The organism is [Clostridium] aminophilum DSM 10710, assembly GCF_000711825.1.
GTDB classification, from domain to species: Bacteria; Bacillota; Clostridia; order Lachnospirales; family Lachnospiraceae; genus Clostridium_R; species Clostridium_R aminophilum.
This window is the reverse complement of record NZ_JONJ01000013.1, coordinates 1-16,658: the sequence shown is the minus strand read 5'-3', so window position 1 is coordinate 16,658 and position 16,658 is coordinate 1. Positions and strand designations below refer to the sequence as shown.

General features: G+C 52.4%; 15 protein-coding genes, 5 tRNA genes, 1 rRNA gene and 1 pseudogene. 1 reads left to right on the top strand and 21 read right to left on the bottom strand.

Annotated elements, in window-relative coordinates; all coding sequences use genetic code 11:
- Positions 1-3 precede the first annotated feature (3 nt).
- The 8 genes from BR86_RS0110135 to BR86_RS0110100 all read right to left on the bottom strand — a co-directional run bounded on the left by BR86_RS0110135 (position 4) and on the right by BR86_RS0110100 (position 8,253).
- Positions 4-882: a hypothetical protein gene (locus tag BR86_RS0110135; RefSeq protein WP_051684735.1), complete on the bottom strand. Its 879-nt coding sequence runs from the start codon at positions 880-882 to the stop codon at positions 4-6.
- Positions 883-1,080: 198 nt separating this feature from the next.
- Entirely contained in the window at positions 1,081-3,015 is a 1,935-nt protein-coding gene (locus BR86_RS0110130) for a DUF5702 domain-containing protein (RefSeq protein WP_143099355.1), read from the bottom strand.
- Positions 3,015-3,191 carry a Flp1 family type IVb pilin gene (locus BR86_RS15720; protein ID WP_074650169.1) on the bottom strand — a complete coding sequence of 59 codons (177 nt, stop codon included), beginning with the start codon at positions 3,189-3,191 and terminating at the stop codon, positions 3,015-3,017. The genes BR86_RS0110130 and BR86_RS15720 overlap by 1 nt, the downstream gene beginning before the upstream one ends.
- 16 nt (positions 3,192-3,207) lie before the next feature.
- Complete coding sequence (locus tag BR86_RS0110120) at positions 3,208-4,431, bottom strand: type II secretion system F family protein (protein ID WP_051684734.1); 1,224 nt, start codon at positions 4,429-4,431, stop codon at positions 3,208-3,210.
- Positions 4,432-4,572: 141 nt separating this feature from the next.
- Positions 4,573-5,247, bottom strand: a complete 675-nt coding sequence (locus tag BR86_RS0110115; protein ID WP_242841596.1) for a type II secretion system F family protein — start codon at positions 5,245-5,247, stop codon at positions 4,573-4,575.
- A gap of 124 nt (positions 5,248-5,371) precedes the next feature.
- Entirely contained in the window at positions 5,372-6,583 is a 1,212-nt protein-coding gene (locus BR86_RS0110110; protein ID WP_031473580.1) for a TadA family conjugal transfer-associated ATPase, read from the bottom strand.
- Between the two features lie 79 nt (positions 6,584-6,662).
- Positions 6,663-7,709, bottom strand: coding sequence for a P-loop NTPase family protein (locus BR86_RS0110105; protein WP_051684733.1), 1,047 nt, complete (start codon positions 7,707-7,709; stop codon positions 6,663-6,665).
- 13 nt (positions 7,710-7,722) lie between these two features.
- Entirely contained in the window at positions 7,723-8,253 is a 531-nt protein-coding gene (locus tag BR86_RS0110100) for a prepilin peptidase (protein WP_031473576.1), read from the bottom strand.
- A gap of 458 nt (positions 8,254-8,711) precedes the next feature.
- Here BR86_RS0110100 and BR86_RS0110095 point away from each other — a divergent pair, with 458 nt between their 5' ends.
- Positions 8,712-9,368, top strand: coding sequence for a M15 family metallopeptidase (locus BR86_RS0110095; protein WP_051684732.1), 657 nt, complete (start codon positions 8,712-8,714; stop codon positions 9,366-9,368).
- Positions 9,369-9,436: 68 nt separating this feature from the next.
- Here the strand turns inward: BR86_RS0110095 and rsmI are convergent, their stop codons facing one another.
- The 13 genes and pseudogenes from rsmI to BR86_RS0110030 form a co-directional block, all read right to left on the bottom strand.
- The gene (rsmI, locus tag BR86_RS0110090; RefSeq protein ID WP_031473572.1) at positions 9,437-10,282 is read right to left on the bottom strand and encodes a 16S rRNA (cytidine(1402)-2'-O)-methyltransferase; all 846 of its coding nucleotides are present in this window, start codon (positions 10,280-10,282) and stop codon (positions 9,437-9,439) included.
- A 21-nt stretch (positions 10,283-10,303) separates the two neighbouring features.
- Positions 10,304-11,050 (bottom strand): tRNA1(Val) (adenine(37)-N6)-methyltransferase, encoded by a 747-nt coding sequence (locus BR86_RS0110085; RefSeq protein WP_031473570.1) that lies wholly within the window; start codon positions 11,048-11,050, stop codon positions 10,304-10,306.
- A 476-nt stretch (positions 11,051-11,526) separates the two neighbouring features.
- A pseudogene (locus tag BR86_RS16620) lies at positions 11,527-12,441 on the bottom strand (PSP1 domain-containing protein); the annotation flags it as partial.
- A 3-nt stretch (positions 12,442-12,444) separates the two neighbouring features.
- Positions 12,445-13,434 carry a DNA polymerase III subunit delta' gene (holB, locus tag BR86_RS0110075; protein WP_031473566.1) on the bottom strand — a complete coding sequence of 330 codons (990 nt, stop codon included), beginning with the start codon at positions 13,432-13,434 and terminating at the stop codon, positions 12,445-12,447.
- A gap of 12 nt (positions 13,435-13,446) precedes the next feature.
- Entirely contained in the window at positions 13,447-14,043 is a 597-nt protein-coding gene (locus tag BR86_RS0110070; protein WP_031473564.1) for a guanylate kinase, read from the bottom strand.
- A 2-nt stretch (positions 14,044-14,045) separates the two neighbouring features.
- Entirely contained in the window at positions 14,046-14,549 is a 504-nt protein-coding gene (locus BR86_RS0110065) for a hypothetical protein (RefSeq protein WP_143050863.1), read from the bottom strand.
- A gap of 21 nt (positions 14,550-14,570) precedes the next feature.
- Positions 14,571-15,590 carry a ComEC/Rec2 family competence protein gene (locus BR86_RS0110060; RefSeq protein WP_051684731.1) on the bottom strand — a complete coding sequence of 340 codons (1,020 nt, stop codon included), beginning with the start codon at positions 15,588-15,590 and terminating at the stop codon, positions 14,571-14,573.
- A 332-nt stretch (positions 15,591-15,922) separates the two neighbouring features.
- Positions 15,923-15,996, bottom strand: a tRNA-Met gene (locus tag BR86_RS0110055).
- 17 nt (positions 15,997-16,013) lie between these two features.
- Positions 16,014-16,095 (bottom strand) — tRNA-Tyr (locus BR86_RS0110050).
- A gap of 3 nt (positions 16,096-16,098) precedes the next feature.
- Positions 16,099-16,171: transfer RNA gene (locus BR86_RS0110045), tRNA-Thr, on the bottom strand.
- A 29-nt stretch (positions 16,172-16,200) separates the two neighbouring features.
- Positions 16,201-16,273, bottom strand: a tRNA-Val gene (locus BR86_RS0110040).
- Between the two features lie 36 nt (positions 16,274-16,309).
- Positions 16,310-16,383, bottom strand: a tRNA-Asp gene (locus BR86_RS0110035).
- A 61-nt stretch (positions 16,384-16,444) separates the two neighbouring features.
- Positions 16,445-16,658: ribosomal RNA gene (locus tag BR86_RS0110030) — 23S ribosomal RNA — on the bottom strand; the annotation flags it as partial.

Below are 16,658 nucleotides of genomic sequence, written 5' to 3'. Positions count from 1 at the left end.
TTATTATCCCCCACCGCAGTAGCTGCAGGCGCCCAGATTCCGGACTTCCGACAGCCACACTTCCCGGATGTAACTTCTCAGTGAAGAACAGTCCGGATCGGTATGATATTTTTCGCCGTTCGGCAATATATAGACGGTGCCGGATGAACCCTTTTTTCCGCAGATATCACAGGGCCGATACGTCGAGCCGCTTCCGGACCGTGCGGATTCCAGTTCGTTTCTGGAAATCGGCTTCAGTTCATGATTCAGATAATGACATCTCGGAGAAAGATGATATCGGGTGCTGTCTCTTCCTACATAAACGATCCGGTCTTCCTCCGCCTCTTCCCCGTCCTTTTCCCGTTTCGGATCGGATCCGATCCACCCGCGGTGCCGACTGCGGGCACAAAACGGAACGGTCAGATTCGGAAAGATACCAAAAGGAATCCGGTATCGATAGGACGCTTTCAGATCAACCCACTCTCCGTCTTTTGTGAGATGACATTTCGTCAGATCCAGTGCCTCAATCCGATGATTTCCGCTCCTCTTCTGTATCGTGGTGTAAAGATACGCCTGAACTGCCGCATCTTCCACGATGGAAAGAAGAGACGGATCACTCCGCTCCCTGATTTGTTCTTCCATTTGTTCTTCCTGCTGCTTCCCCGGATCATCGTGCATTCTTCCCCCGTGAAGAAGATATGCATTCTGACTCAGTTCGCGGGCAGTCTGTTCCAGAACGAATTCGACACGTCGATGCGTATTCAGCATATCCATCGGCAATGCCATCGCGATCACTGCAAATAAAAACAGGGCAAACGCCATAGCCGCTTCCACGGTCAGGCTTGCGCAAAGTTTCCCCTTCATACCCGAACCGGCTTGCACTCCATTTCTGCTTCTGTCCATCCAGCAGGCCCCCCGTTGCTACATCTCGCTGCATCCGGCAGTGAGAGCAGGGCAGGAACTCCGAACACATCCTTTTTGAACGATCGCAATGCGGCTGAACTGTACTTGGAGAGGCACGTTTTAACCTGAATGTTAGTTTCAAACTGTTATTTTTTCCGTTCGGTCCTGTCCTGCTGTCGCTGCCGGATACAATTTTTTTCAATATTCCCGTACGGTTCGTTTCTTTACCGGGATCAGCATGCCCTGACCGGAATATTCCGCTCTTATGCGCACTATTCCGTTGTTTAAACGAATCGAATTACCTAATTTGTCACGATTTTTCTGTATCATATCCATCATTCGGAATCGAAGTTCCCGTTTTCCGGTAACCAGCATGAGAATCCGGATCCATTCCGAATAATTCAGTCCTTTTTCCGACATAGTTACGTTGTCTAAAATTCCCGTTCCCTGCTCCAGAATACCCTTAAGAGATACCTTCCAGTCTCCGGATTTTTTCATAATCGGAACCTTTCCGTTCTTCAACAGCACTCTTACATCGGCTGCCGACTCCATTGCCGACCAGACCGTCAGGATCAGTCCATAGACCACTGCGGCCAGCGGTGTAAGAACTCCGCCGGACGCACCGACAATGGATGCCGCCGCGGCTCTGGCCTCCGCCTTCATACTGCTGCTTCCGAGAATCGTCAGAAGGTTCATCCCCTGCCGCAGCGCAAACAGCCGCATGACGGTTCCGCGCAGATTTTCCCGATCCGTCTCTCCGCCGATCAGAAGATATTCCTTTTCACAGGTAAACCCTCCGTCCGGAATCTCGCCACGTGCTTCTCCGCCCCCGAGATAATCGGTAAAAAATTGCATTCCGTACTCGTCCAGCAGTATCTTTCCGATTGCCTCCGTCGGCAGAAAACCGATCCCTTCTCCCGGCGCAAGACCGGAAACAGACCCTTTTTCTCTTTGATAAGAAGGCCAGTTTCTGCAATCTGCCCGCACAGAAGAAATCGAATCCGACTCCGGAAGACAGAGATGGAAGATTCCCTCTTCCGTCAGATCCGCCATACGTTCCAGCAGTGACAGTTTCTTCCGGTCCCGTTTTCCCTTATCCCAGGGTGTTTCCTTCTGATATCCTGCCGTGATCGATCGGATGCTCCTCCAGAGAGCTTCGATTCTCGCTTCCAGTTCATCCGCATCATCGTCCTCGTCGTCAAAGGCTTCTTCCAGCCTCTCGATCAGTTCCTCGACCTCATCCGCCCGGTCCAACGCCCGTTCGGCCGTTTCCGTGTTCTTTTCCGCCTTTCTCACCGACTCTCTGACCGATTCCCGGACTGCACCGCCGGCTTCCGTATAACTCCGGTACAGGCTGAGCTGTTCCTCCGCATGCGCTCTCGCGGTATCATCCATGTCCTCCCTCCGTTTTTCATAGGATTCTCCCGCTTTTTTTACCTGTTCTCCGAGCCGGTCCGCCTTTTTCTCATAATCTGCAGCCAGCCCCGGCATTCGCCTCAGCTCCCGCAGAAGTTCCTCTGTTGATGCCCGAAATCCATCGCCATCGCCGCCGTCCAGAGCCCGATCGCCCTCTGCCATACGATCCAGCTGTTTCTGTCTGGATTCTCCAATCCGGTCCAGCGCCTCTTCCAACCGGACCACATCGCCTCCGGAAAAGTTAAACTCCCGGCCGAGTTCACCGAACTGTTCCCCGCTGCGCGCCGCTTTTGCCTGTTCCACCGCCTCCTCCGCTTTCGGAAGCTCCGGGATGACCGCAAATTTCATATAAGCCGCCGCCTGATCTTCAAACGGCTTCCCATCCCGATCCGTCAGTTTCACCTCGGGACTGACGGAGAGTTCCGGCGAATATACCGGATAGAACGGTGCATCCTTAAGATAGGTCAGCATGTTTTTCCGGATCTGATCCCGGATTTCCCCCGTCGGTTCCTCCAGAAGAAAAATCCGGTAATGATCAAAGACCTTGCGGTCATAACGGCTCATGACGGAATCCGCAGAGGCATCGAGTGCTGTCTGCACATAAGTCCCCGCTCCTGCTGCCCGGACCGACTCAAAAAGTCCGCCGAGCAGCGACAGCATCAGAACAAAGACCATGGCGAGAAATACGGTTACCGACGCCGGCATTTGCCTGCGCATCAGTATACCTGCTTGCTGGAATTGTTGATCTGGTTAAAAATGTTTTCCAGCAGCATGGTGATATTCTTTTTAAAAAGAATAACCAGGCCGATCAGGACAACCAGAATCAGTACAAGCTCGATCACACCGACACCTCTCTCATCATCCCAAAACTCCCAGAACATCTCACGAATCATACTCTTCTCCTTTCTGTCAGCCTGCCGTAAATGTTAAAAATGCGGGAACCGACACCATTACCATGACAATCATCAGCATTAAAATCAGCGGCAGAAGAAGCTTCGTCGACGCCTCTTCCCCTCTCTTGCGGCTCATATTCCGCTCTTCTTCAAACGCTCTTTCCATCTCGTTCTCCAATGCCTCCCGGAACTGCCCGGAACCGTTTCGGATATTCTGGCGCAGAAGTCCGATCAGACGACGGTATGAAAGCTCACCGCATCTTGCGCCGAACAGTTCCATCGCCTTTCCAGCCGGCATCCCCCGTTCCATCTGATGCCAGGTCTTCGCCATCTCCTCATAGGCCGGCCGTTCTTTTTCCGTCTTCTCATAATCCCGGACAATCTTTTCCCAGGCCCGTATCACCGGAAGCCCGGCCCCGGAGAGAACCACCAGTCTCGATACAATCTCCGGATAGTCTTCCTGAAGCCGGATTCCCCGTTTTTTCTCCTGTTCCTGTTTTTTCTGACGATCCAGCGCCGGTATCGCCATTGCGGCAAGAAATCCGAGCAGCGGAAATGCCGCCCAGGAACGATCCTCCGGCTTTCGAAATACGATCGGCTTTCCCTCGTATTCCTCCGGAAGCTGAAAGTGTTCCTCTGTTTTCTGCCGTTCATCTTCCGTTTCCAGCTGCTGCTCCAGCCCGCTGCGCAGTTTCTCTCCATCTGTCTGCTGAGATTCCACAAGGGTGATCGGATAATAAAACCGGCTGCTGTAATCTTCTGCCTCCATCGATGCAGTGATTCCGGTCTCCATTTTCCCCTTTATGTGCTTCCGGTCCACTTCCCCGTCAAAACGGATCAGATCGGGATCATCGGGAATCCAGTCCAGACGGATTCCCGAATCCGGAAGACGTTCCGGCAGATTCAGCGGGCCGCTCACCTCCGAAAGACCCGGATTCTTTCCCCGCATCAGCTCCGGCAGCATCTTCGCTGCCTCTTCCATCGCCCGGTATGCCTCCTCTTTGCTGTACGCCCGTTCCGCGACATGAATGGTCATCGTCTCATCCTTATCCGTCAGGCCGGAGACGATAACCTCCTCATCCCGCCCGCTGCCGCCGTACAGATTCCGGTGAAACGAACGGATTCCGGAATGATCCTCCGCGGATGAAACCACGCACATCATTGCTCCGAGCAGAATTCCCGCGCCGGCGGCGATCAGCTGCCGCCGGTCAATGCCGACTTTCGCTTTCGGAATCTTCACCTTCTCTCCTCCCGCTTTTTCTCTTTTTCATACCGTTTTTTCCCCGATCGATCCGTTCATTTTTCTTTGTTCTGTCTCTGACCGGTCACTTTTCCGCCACAGACATGTACAGCCGGCGTTCATTCGCTCTGACGCTTTCCTTTACGCGCACTTTGCCTGTCCCGCCCGGAGAATCCTGTCCGAGATCATCCAGCTGACCGCGTAGACGATAAGGCAAATCGTCATCACGACTCTGCCTGCGACGGTCGTGTACATCACCTGAAAGAACCCCGGCGACGTGAAATCGATGTAGATCACAATGCCGAACGGAATCAGATTCATAATCTTCTGTTCAAATCGTTTTTCCGCCGTCATGTTTTCAATCTCTTCCTTCACCCGGATCCGTCCGCTGATCACTCCGGATACATGGGCGATGATCTGCGCGGTTCCCCCCTGACTCCGCTTGGAAATCGCAAGAATCTCCGCAAAACTCCGGATCTCCTCCACGCCGCTTCGCTCCGCAAATCCCTCCACCAGTGTCTCCACCGTCCGATTCATTCGAAGTTGACGGGATATTCTGTAAAATTCTCCCGCAATCATTCCGTCTTCCCCGTAGATCTCCTTCATATCTTCTGCTGCCAGTGAAAAGGCGTTTTCCAGAGAGGCACCGGTTTCCAGCGCGGAAGCGATCGCCCCGATTCCCTCCCGAAACTCCAACCGGAGCCGGTCTCTGCGCGCTTTCCCGAGTGTCTTTGCCGCGAACAGCGGCCGAAGGACCGACAGCGGAAGAAGAATGCCAAATACCGGAACGGACCGGTAGAACACATAGGAAATCAATGCACAGGCCGCTGCTCCCTGAAGAAGATAGGAAATCCATTCCCGAGGACTCAGCCGGTATACCCGGTAATCCGGCGGTGCATTCTCCGCTCCTTCCGTCTTTCTCTTTCTCCCTCCGCCCCCGTTATCCGGTGCAGATTCCGCTGAGAAGAAGCTTCCGGCGGTTTTTAAGTTCCCCCACTTTCCGAAGTGTTCCTTCCACGTGAATCCCGTCCGAAAAAGGTTCCTTTCTTTTTTTGTTTTTCCGTTCCCCGGCACCTGCTTCTTCCCATCCCTCTTCCTCAAATCGGAAGATTGGTGAAAGCGTAATTTCACCATTTTCATATCCGGTCACCTCCGTAATCTCCATTACCCGTCTCGAGCGGTCCCGGAGCCTTGCAATCTGTATAATCAGATCAATTGCCGAGGCAATCTGCCGACGGATCGCCGCAAGCGGCAGTCCGCCTTCCCCGGTCAGAACCATAGTCTCAATACGGCTCAGGGCATCCGCCGCACTGTTCGCATGTCCGGTCGACAGTGATCCGTCATGTCCGGTATTCATCGCCTGCAGCATATCCAGTGCCTCCGCGCCGCGGATCTCACCCACAATGATCCGGTCCGGCCTCATACGAAGACTGGCCCGAATCAGATCCCGCATCGTGACCGCTTCCGCACCGTCCCGGGTCGCTTCTCTTGTCTCCAGCCGGATCAGATTTTTGACATGCTGAATCTGAAGCTCCGCAGAATCCTCGATCGTAATCACACGCTCCGATGCCGGGATAAAACCGGAAAGTGCATTGAGAAATGTCGTCTTTCCGCTTCCGGTTCCGCCGCTGATGAAAATGTTGTATCCACTGCGGACAAGAACCTGAAGAAACTCCGCCGCTTCCTCCGTCAGAGAAGCCTTTGCGATGAGTTTTTTCATGTCGAAACTCTCCGGGAACTTTCGGATGGTCAGGGATGCGCCGTCGATGGATACCGGCGGCAGTACCACATGAACACGGGATCCGTCTTCCAGACGGGCATCCGCGATCGGTGATGCGAGATTGACTGTCCGGTTAACGCGGCCCACAATCTGCTGAATCAGATCTTCCAGTTCCTCCTCTGACCGGAATTTCCGGTCCCAAAGCGTGATTCTGCCACGCTTTTCAAAGAAAATACAGTCATATCCGTTGACCATGATCTCCGTGACATTCGGGTCATCCACCAGATCCTGCAGAACCCCCAGTTTCCGATACGAATCGAACAATTCCTTGCGAAGCCGGAGCCGGTCCTCCAGATTCAGGATTCCCTCCCTGGAGTGCTCCCGGATCCGGTCGTCGATCAGTTCGGCCAGTTCTTCATCCGAAACGGCCATGCGGTCATGCAGCCGTATCTCGATATCGTCCCGGATCCGCTCCGAAAGGCTTCCCGTCCGGTTGTTATCCATTTCCCATTCATCCGACGCATTCTCCCGCATATCCGTTTCCCCTGTTTTCCTCTTCTTCATACGCTCCTCCCATCACCAGTCCACGGATATACCGGCCCATCGGTCCCCACAGAAGCTGTTCAAAATATCCTCTGCTCACGGACGGAAGTTCCGTCGGCGGATAGACCTTCTGTACACGGTCCAGAATGCTGCTGTCCCCGGTGTTTTTCAGATATTCCTCAAATTCCCCCGTTTTTGCCCCGGAAAGACCGTTTTTTGCTAACGGCATATAGACTTTGGCGCACATGGCAAGAATCTTCGGCGTCACCTTCCGGCATCTGCCGAGATCCAGAATAATCTTCCGGTAGGTGCTTTCACTCGCGATCGTTCCGATCAGTCCGGGGATAATTCCCTCGCTCGACAGATCGAGATCCGACGGGCATCGCACCGGCGGCACAAAATCCAGTCCGTTCAGAGAGTGGACAATACTTCCGAGACGCACATTGCTGTATGATCCCGCACCGTAATAGTAGAGCAGATCCGACAGATCCTCCCGAAACTCATCTCCGGTGAGAATCCCCATCCCGGAAAATTCCTCCAGACTGATGTACAGAGACGGCGTCCGCTGAGAAAAAATACGCCCGAGCGTCACGGCAAATGCATCCCGAAGGCCTGTTTCCGCCGGTGAATAAACGCCCAGAATCTCTGCTTTTCCCCGGATTCCGTCCTCCGATGTAATCTCCTCCGAATCACAGTACTCACTCATTACCTCTCGGATAATACTGTCGCTGGACTGGTATTTGTAAATGCTCATACTGTCCGCATCTTTTGCCAGCGACCGGCCGTCCTCCAGCCAGACCCTTTTTTCCGCCCGGATAGCCCTCACCCGGCTGTGATCTGCCTTTCCGCCCGCCATGAGAACCGCAACGTTATTTTCCTTTGCATAGCGTTCCAGACTCTCCAGAGAAGAAAAGGCGATCACCTCAAACGGCATCCGCTCCCTCCGGTTGATGATCTCCGCAAACCGATACGCATAATCTTCATCCGGGTCATAAATTGCCATAATCCTGCGCATACTATCCCTCCTGTCATCCGCCGAACAGCATCTCCCGGAGAACGCCAATCAAGAGAAATGGCGCAAGCCGGATTGCCGTCCCGGTGTTCCGGTTCGTTATTCCGACCGGATATGCCGTCGGACTCCCGCATATCATCCATGTTCTCAGATACTCATACACCCACTGAATCCTCTGCCGAAGTATCCCATGGGAGAGCATCACTCCCAGCGACCAGACTGCGGCGGGAAGCCCGCCCCAGAACAATACCCTGAGTCCCTCATACATTCCGACGCTGCCAAAGATCAGTGACGCAAGTTTCACATCCCCGGCGCCGCACAGATCCAAAAAAAACAGCGGGCTGAACAGAACCATGGTTCCGATCGTGATAAAACACAGTTTTGCCTCTTCTGCTCCCAAAGTGATCAGCGGCTCGGTCCACAGGAGTCCTGCTGCCTCAGCGGCGAAGCCGGTCAGAAGGATCCGGTTCGGTATTATTCCTTTTTTGAGGTCGCTGACCGCCCCCGCCGCACAGACCGCCAGCAGGATCGTCCATCGTAAACCCATATTGATTCCTCATCTTCTTGAATCTTCTTACTTCTTCTTGAACGTTCGGTGAAACCCGATCGATATGGAATCAGTCCGGGCTTTTTGAAAAGCCTGTTCTGATTCACCAAGACCTGAACTGCCGGACAGAATCGGCGAAGAACCGCCGGAGAACTCTGCCTTTCAGATTGCTTCCGTTCAGGATGTCTAAATTATATTTACGTTTTTTTCAGGGCGCAAGTCCCTTTTTCCTTTTCAGCGTTATCCCGAAAATAAACCGTTATTTCTTCTTTTCGCCCTTTCCTTTTCAGAAATATTCCGTCTTGATTTCCTCTTTTACCAATGCATCGAAGTATCGTTCTTTCCTCGTCAAATCAGTTTGGTTGTATCCAATTTTCCGATTGTCTCCGGAATGATTTGAAAAGAAAAAAATTACCCGTTACAATAGCATCATAAAAATGATAATTGAGGTTTTAACGATGCGAGCTGATTATAAAAATGAAACGATGGATCCGTCCGGCTTCGTCCTTTTGGCCGATCTTGTTCCGGGCATCATCCAGGAGATACGCTATTATTCCACATATAATTTTGTCGGTGACCGGATCGACGGCTACGAAGAACCGTGCGCGCTCCTCACCAAAGAAGCGGCCCGGGCCCTGAAAACCGTAAACACCGAGCTGTCCGTCAAAGGATACCGCCTGAAGGTGTTTGACGCCTATCGTCCGGCCCGCGCCGTAAAACATTTTATTTTCTGGGGAATTGAAGATCAGGATATCCGGATGAAACCGTATTTTTACCCGGATCTGGAAAAACAGGAACTGTTTTCCAAAGGCTACATTGCCAAACAGTCCAGCCACAGCCGCGGAAGCACGATCGATGCGACTCTGCTGGACATGAAGACAGGAAAAGAACTGGATATGGGAAGTCCGTTTGATCTCTTCAGCGAAGCTTCTCATATTGATTATCGGAACATCACGGATGAACAGATTGAAAACCGTATGATTCTACAGAATGCCATGGTCCGGAACGGCTTTTCCACTCTGGACTGCGAATGGTGGCATTTCACGCTGAAAAATGAACCTTACCCGGACACCTATTTTGATTTTCCGGTTTCCTCGGAATACCTGAAACGATAACGCTCAGGACTTTCGCCGTCCGAATGTATCTTTCCAAACCGGAGTCCGCGATTTTCTGGCGTCTGCGATCACTCTTCGAGCATCGCCGCATACACATCTCTCTTGGAGATTCCGCGGTCCGCCGCCACCAGTTTCATTGCCTCTTTTTTCGGGGTTCCCTTGCTCATATAGAATTCCATGTGCTCCGGAATCGTCATGGAGTCCCATTTGGCGCTGTCTTCCCGGAGAATCTCCTCGATCGGTTTTCCCTCGATCACAAGGACAAACTCGCCCCGGGGATCATTTTCGCCGTAATACTCCAGCGCTTCTCCGATGGTCGTGCGAAATGCCGTCTCATGGATCTTTGTCAGCTCTTTGCACAGGGAAATCCGCCGATTCTCGCCGAGGGCATCCCGCAGTTCTTTCAGGGTTCTGACCAGTCGATGCGGCGCCTCATACAGGATGATCGTGCGGGTTTCACTCTGCAGTTCCTTTAAAACCCACGCGCGGTCCTGCTTATCCATCGGCAGAAACGCCTCGAAACAGAATCTTCTGGTCGCCAGTCCGGACAGCGTCAGCGCCGTAATGCATGCCGCCGGTCCCGGAAGCGATGTAACTTCCACTCCCGCTTCCACACACTGCCGCACGAGCTCCTCGCCCGGATCCGAAATTCCCGGTGTTCCTGCGTCCGTTACCAGTGCGATATTCACACCTTCCTGCATCTTTTCCACAAGAACCCGCGCTTTATCCACTTTGTTGAACTCATGGTAGCTGGTCATGGGCTTTTTGATCTCAAAATGGTTGAGCAGTCCGATCGTATGCCGGGTATCCTCCGCCGCGATCAGATCACAGGATCTGAGTGTCTCCAGAACCCGCAGCGTGATATCCTCCAGATTGCCGATCGGTGTCGCGCAAAGAAACAGTTTTCCAGCCATCATATTCCTCCAACATGGTTTTCAGTATCCGTAAATCTCATAAATCTCATCGGTGTATACGCCCTGGGATTTGTAAACAATGATCGGTGCTTCCAGCTTTACCATCGGGTTTCCGCCCCTCACGGCTTCTATCAGAACCATGTTGGCATCGCGGTCCGAAAACGGATGAACGAATTTCATCCGCTTCGGCTCAAGCCGGTATTGTTTCAGCGCCGTAATGATCTCCGCAATCCGGTGCGGGCGGTGAACCATATAGAACCGGCCGCCCGGAATCAGCAGTTTTGCCGCCTCCCGGCACACATCGTCCAGAGTGCAGAGCACCTCATGGCGGGAGATCGCCTTTCGCAGATTCGGATTCTTCAGTCCGTGACTGTCATTCATATACGGCGGATTGGAGGTCACGACCTCAAATGACGCCGCACCGAACTGTTTTGACGCCTCTTTGATATCGCCGCGGAGAATCTCCACCCGCTCTCCGATTCCGTTCAGCCGCACGCTTCGCTGTGCCATCTCACAGATATCTTCCTGAATCTCAAGACCGGTAAAATGCTTTCCCTCCGTCTTTGCCGACAGAAGAATCGGGATAATTCCGGTCCCGGTTCCGAGATCGATGGCTCTCTCTCCGTCGTTCACTTTCGCAAATCCGGAGAGCAGAACGGCATCCATGCCGAACTTAAAGCCTTTTTTCTTCTGGATGATCTGATAATGATTCCGCTGGAGATCATCCACCAGCTCATCCTCATAGAGCGGAACATCATTGGCCAGCATGACTGCCGGTACCGGATGTCCGTCTTCTGTTCTGCCCGGATCGTCCTGCAAGGTCATTCTTCCGTCCCTCTTTCCGGTTCACGGCTGTTGGTTGCAGAATCTCCGGGATTGGAAGCAGTTTTTTCTTCCGGTCTTTCGCTGTTTTCCCGGTTTCCCGGTTCCTGACCGTCACGGCGTCCTCTCTGGCGCTGGTTTTTTCCGCGCTCCTGACCATCTTTTCCCTCACGGCTGTCCCGGCTGCCTCTGCCGCGTCTTTCACGCTCCTGACCGTCTTTTTCCTCGCGGCCTTCCCGGCCGCCTTTACCGCGGTTTTCCCGTTCCTGACCGTCACGGCCCTCACGGTTTCCACGGCCGCCTTTGCCGCGGTTTTCCCGCTCCTGTCCATCTTTTTCCTCGCGGTTCTCACGGCCGCCTCTGCCGCGGTTTTCCCGTTCCTGACCATCCCGGCCTTCCCGGTTTCCGCGGCCTGAGCGTTCTTTTTTTCTTCCCTGCTTTTCCGCACCGGAGAAATCTCCGTCTTCCAGCGCCTGAAGCTCAGCGCTCTCATCGCTGTCATTTTCCGCATTCTTTTTTCTCTTCGGACGGAATTTCAGTTCTTCCACCCGATACTCGCGCAGCTCTTTTTCGTCGTCTCCGGTATTGACAATCACCTTGACGGTCTGGCGCAGAACATTGGTACTCTGTACCTGTCCTCTTGTTCCGTCGGCTGCGGTCACAAAATCGCCGTTTGCCGGCATTTTACTGTTCAGGTACTCATATGTCTCTTCTTCATTTTTCAGACAGCACATCAGTCTTCCGCATACACCCGAAATCTTGGTCGGGTTCAGGGAGAGATTCTGTTCCTTGGCCATCTTGATGGAAACCGGCGCAAAATCCGAGAGGAATGTGTTGCAGCACAGCGGTCTTCCGCAGATACCGATTCCGCCGAGAAGCTTGGTCTCATCGCGGACACCGATCTGACGGAGCTCAATCCTGGTGCGGAACACGGAAGCCAGATCCTTGACCAGCTCGCGGAAATCGACGCGGCCGTCTGCCGTGAAATAAAACAGGATCTTGTTTCCGTCAAACGTATATTCCACATCGATCAGTTTCATATCCAGCTCATGTTTGCGGATCTTTTCCTGACAGATTTTATACGCTTCCTTCGATTTTTCGCGATGTGCCTTCTGCGCTGCGATATCTTCCGGCGTTGCCATACGGATGACCTGTTTCAGCGGCTGGATGACTTTTTCTTCCTCCACATCTCGATTGCCCAGAACGACCTTTCCGAATTCAACCCCGCGGGCGGTCTCCACGATCACATGATCACCCTTTTTGATCTCCAGTTCACCCGGCGAAAAAAAATAGATTTTTCCCGCACTGCGGAACCGAACCCCGATTACCTTTATCATAAATCAATTCTCCTTCATCGTCAGGAACAGGAGCTCTAATGCCAGTTCCTTATTGACATTGGCGCCGAGCCGCACTCTCGCCTTGTCGATTGCATCAAGCACCTGCTCCAGTCCGGGATAGGAGCTGGAAGCGCAGATTCTCGATATTGCCGAATACTCATTCCGGAAGATCAGAGTATTCATGTCTTTTGTGACTTTGAACATCAGTATATCACGATACCACAGCTGCATGAAATCCAGACATTCATTCAGATCGGAAAATTCTGCCGTCATCATCCGGATGGTATCCAGCATCTTTTCGGTGTCCATCTCATGAATACTCTTCAAAATCCGAAGCAATGTCTCCGTCATCTCCGCGAATTCTTCGGATCCGGCAATCGATGCCGCGCGTCCGAGATTTCCCCGGGCAAATGCGGCAACCATGCCGGCCCGGTTCTCGTTCAGACTCATTTTCTCCGTGAGATACTGAACGATCAGGGAATCCTGCAGCGGTTTCAGTTTCAGCTGAATGCAGCGGGAGAGAATCGTCGGAAGAAAAAGCTCCTGATTGGTTGTGAGCAGAAGGATCACCGCATAGGCCGGCGGCTCCTCGATTGTCTTCAGAAGCGCATTCTGCGCTGCCGCCGTCATTTTCTCCGCCTCATCGATGATGTAAATCTTATGTGCGGAACTGTACGGCCGGATATCAATGGTGTCGTTCACCTGAACACGGATGTCATCGACGCCGATCGATGCCGGCTTTTCATGCGTAACCCAGATGACATCCGGATGGTTGTCCGACAGCATCTGTTTGCAGGAATGACACTCCATGCACGGTTCCTCATCACTTTTTTCACAGAGAAGTGTCATGGCAAATGCCTTCGCCAGCGACTTTTTTCCCATTCCCCGCTCACCCGCAAGGATGTAGGCATGTGAAACTCTTCCGTATTCGATTGCCTTCCGGAAATGATCCTTAATGGAATCATGTCCCAATATATCGTGAAAACCTGCCATCTTCCTTCCTCCTTATTCCGAATCCGCCCGTCCGTTTCGAATGACGTCCTCCAGTCTCTCCGCACACGCATCAAAATCCAGATTCGGGTATGCTGTTGCGACACCGGCATTACGGAGATTCTCTTCGGAAAAATCCTGTTCATCCGCCAGAAATCGCCGGCAGAGTTCCGCATATTGCGGTTTCTCCTGTTCTCTCTCTCTCCGGATCGCCCTCTCCAGACGGATACCGTCCTCCACTTCGATATAAAGCGGAATCACTGCCCCTTCCGGAAAATAATCCCGGACAGCGCAATAGGATTCCAGCGTTCCGATCATCAGAAAATCCTTTCCCTTCCGATCGAAGGATCCGTCATCCACCGTCGCATATGTCCAGGGACCGGCTACCGTCTGATATGTTCGCGCCTCAATCACGCGCCCTTCCTTCCGCATCCGATCGAGATCCGCTTCGGTCGTAAAATGATATTCTACACCGTCGGTCTCACCTTCGCGCATCGGTCGCGTGGTATATGGGACGGACACGGCCAGTTCCGGCAGATCCATGCGAATCCGCTTATAGAGCGTGTCTTTTCCGCAGGCGCTTTTTCCCATCAGATAATATATTTTTCCCATCTTCAGATCCTCGTTGCATGTTCCCAGATATACCAGATCACCGCCGCAATCAGTACCAGCATCAGAAAAGTGCCGAACACCTTCAGGGCAATCACCGCCCAGATCTTCCAGTCCGCTTCCTCCGCATCCTCATCGCTTCGGATTCCGGCGGCGTCCTCAATCCGCATCCAAATTGCGGCTGCGATATTTTCCGACATTTCCACCGGACTTCCGGTAATCACACGGTCCGCCACCTCTTCTCCGAAGATTCGACCCGCTGATCGGTAGATTTCATCCTCGATCGCACCGGAAAGGTCTTCCTCCGTCATCGGCAGCTCATGGACATGCCGAAAGAGACTGACATACACTTCTTCGATCAGAACTTCCTCATCTCCCGGTTCCAGCTGAAGAGAATGTACTTTCCCATACGTCTCGCCAACCGTGAGAATATAGATATTTTCATACCCGGAGCCGTCACCGGTTCTGGCCAGCATCGCATTCTTATTCAAAAGTTCTGCCCTATCCACCGCCGAGTTCCTCCCTGTGCATCACTTCAGGCTCTGGGTTCCATCCTTCGAAATGATATTCTTTTTGGCGCCGAGTTCTTTCATCCAACGGCGCACAACCGGTGTCTCATACCGGCCCGCACCCGCTATGCCGTCTTTTTCATTGTTCCAGAGCCAGGACGGCGTTGGCCACATACAAACCTCCGGACGGACCGCTTCGTAGAAATTCCGTCCCACTCCATGGTTCCCGTGATGTGCCATCTGAACAATATCCGCCTTCAATTCTGCTCCGTTACAGGTGCTCAGAAGATGGTTGCCGCCTTCTCTTCCCATATCGCCGAGAAAAAGAATTCTTTTTCCTCCCATATCGATCCGATAGGCAATGGATGCATTATTGAAGGTACTGACCTTGCAGACATACGGATCATTCAGCACGTGAACGACGGCGTCTCCCACCGTTATCGTCTGACCCTTTCCGACAATCGTTTTCTTCGACTGGTCAATGCGGTCGAGCGCCGTGGCAATCGAAGTATAGTTTTCCATACGGCCCATATTATCGCCCTGTTCATAATCATCGTTGGTCAGAAAACGATAGGCGATCTGATCAATTTGAACAGGAATCGGATTGCGGTTTAAAATCTCCGTCAACGCGCCGACATGATCATCATGCGGATGCGTCAGCAGCCAAAGCGAAACGGTTCCTCCCATCGACTGAATCTCGGAAATCAGAGCATCCGCATCCTCTTCGCGGCCTCCGTCCACAACAATCACATGTCCATCCACCGTTTTCAGTACAAACGACATATTCTGTGCGGTTCCGACCGGTTCGATCATACGAATCTCGGCACCGTTCAGATAATTCTCCGCTGTATCCGATATCGCTGCGCCTCTCACGCTGCTTTCCGGTGCATTCACCTGCATGGCGGCAGCATTGCTCGAGGTATCCGGCGCACTTGCAGCGTAGGATACGGAACTTCCGATCCCCCCCGCTGTCAGAAAGGCAGCCGCTGCAAAAATCATACACTGTTTTCTGGTGTTCCGGATTCTGTATGTAAAACTCATTGATCTTCTCATCTTTCTCATGTCAAAAATACGTTCCCATTATACCACATAAGCCACGAGCCATGCGAGCGTTTACGCTCATATGGAGACGGCATGACATAACTGCCGCTGCGCGACGGTTATGTCACAAAAAAGCGCTGGTCAAGCGAGCACTTGTATTCCTCCATCGACGCTTCGTGATCACATTTTTTCAGATTCTGTTATATCATAACCGCTCGGATCTTTCTTAAATAAAACCCTGCATATTTTCTGTCAAAATATTATCGGAAATCATTAAAACCTCTCACCTGAAATAAAAAAAACACCGGATGTAAATCCGATGTCAAAAGAAGTTGCGGGGGCAGGATTTGAACCTGCGGCCTCCGGGTTATGAGCCCGACGAGCTTCCAGACTGCTCTACCCCGCGATATTAAATTAAAAAAATGGGCGATGGTGGATTCGAACCACCGAAGCAATCTGCAGCAGATTTACAGTCTGTCCCCTTTGGCCACTCGGGAAATCGCCCATAAGCCGATAGGCGGACTCGAACCGTCAACCTGCTGATTACAAATCAGCTGCTCTGCCAATTGAGCCATATCGGCGAATATAAAATTGTCTTTGAAAGAAGAAATGGGGCGTATAGGGCTCGAACCTATGACCCCCTGCTTGTAAGGCAGATGCTCTCCCAGCTGAGCTAACACCCCATATTCTTAACAATGTGTCCTGCTGTCGCAGAACAACGACCCGGATGGGACTCGGACCCATGACCTCCGCCGTGACAGGGCGGCGCTCTAACCAACTGAGCCACCGGGCCATCGAAGGAATATACCTTCAAAACTGCTTACTGATTGAAATACTCCGATTTTTGAAACCTTCTGGATAAGCCCTCGACCTATTAGTGACAGTCAGCTGCATGCATTACTGCACTTCCACCTCTGCCCTATCAACCTCATACTCTTTAAGGGGTCTTACTTCTTACGAATGGGATATCTCATCTTGAGGGGGGCTTCACGCTTAGATGCCTTCAGCGTTTATCCCCTCCCGGCTTGGCTACTCTGCCATAGGATTGATTCCTAACAGATACACCAG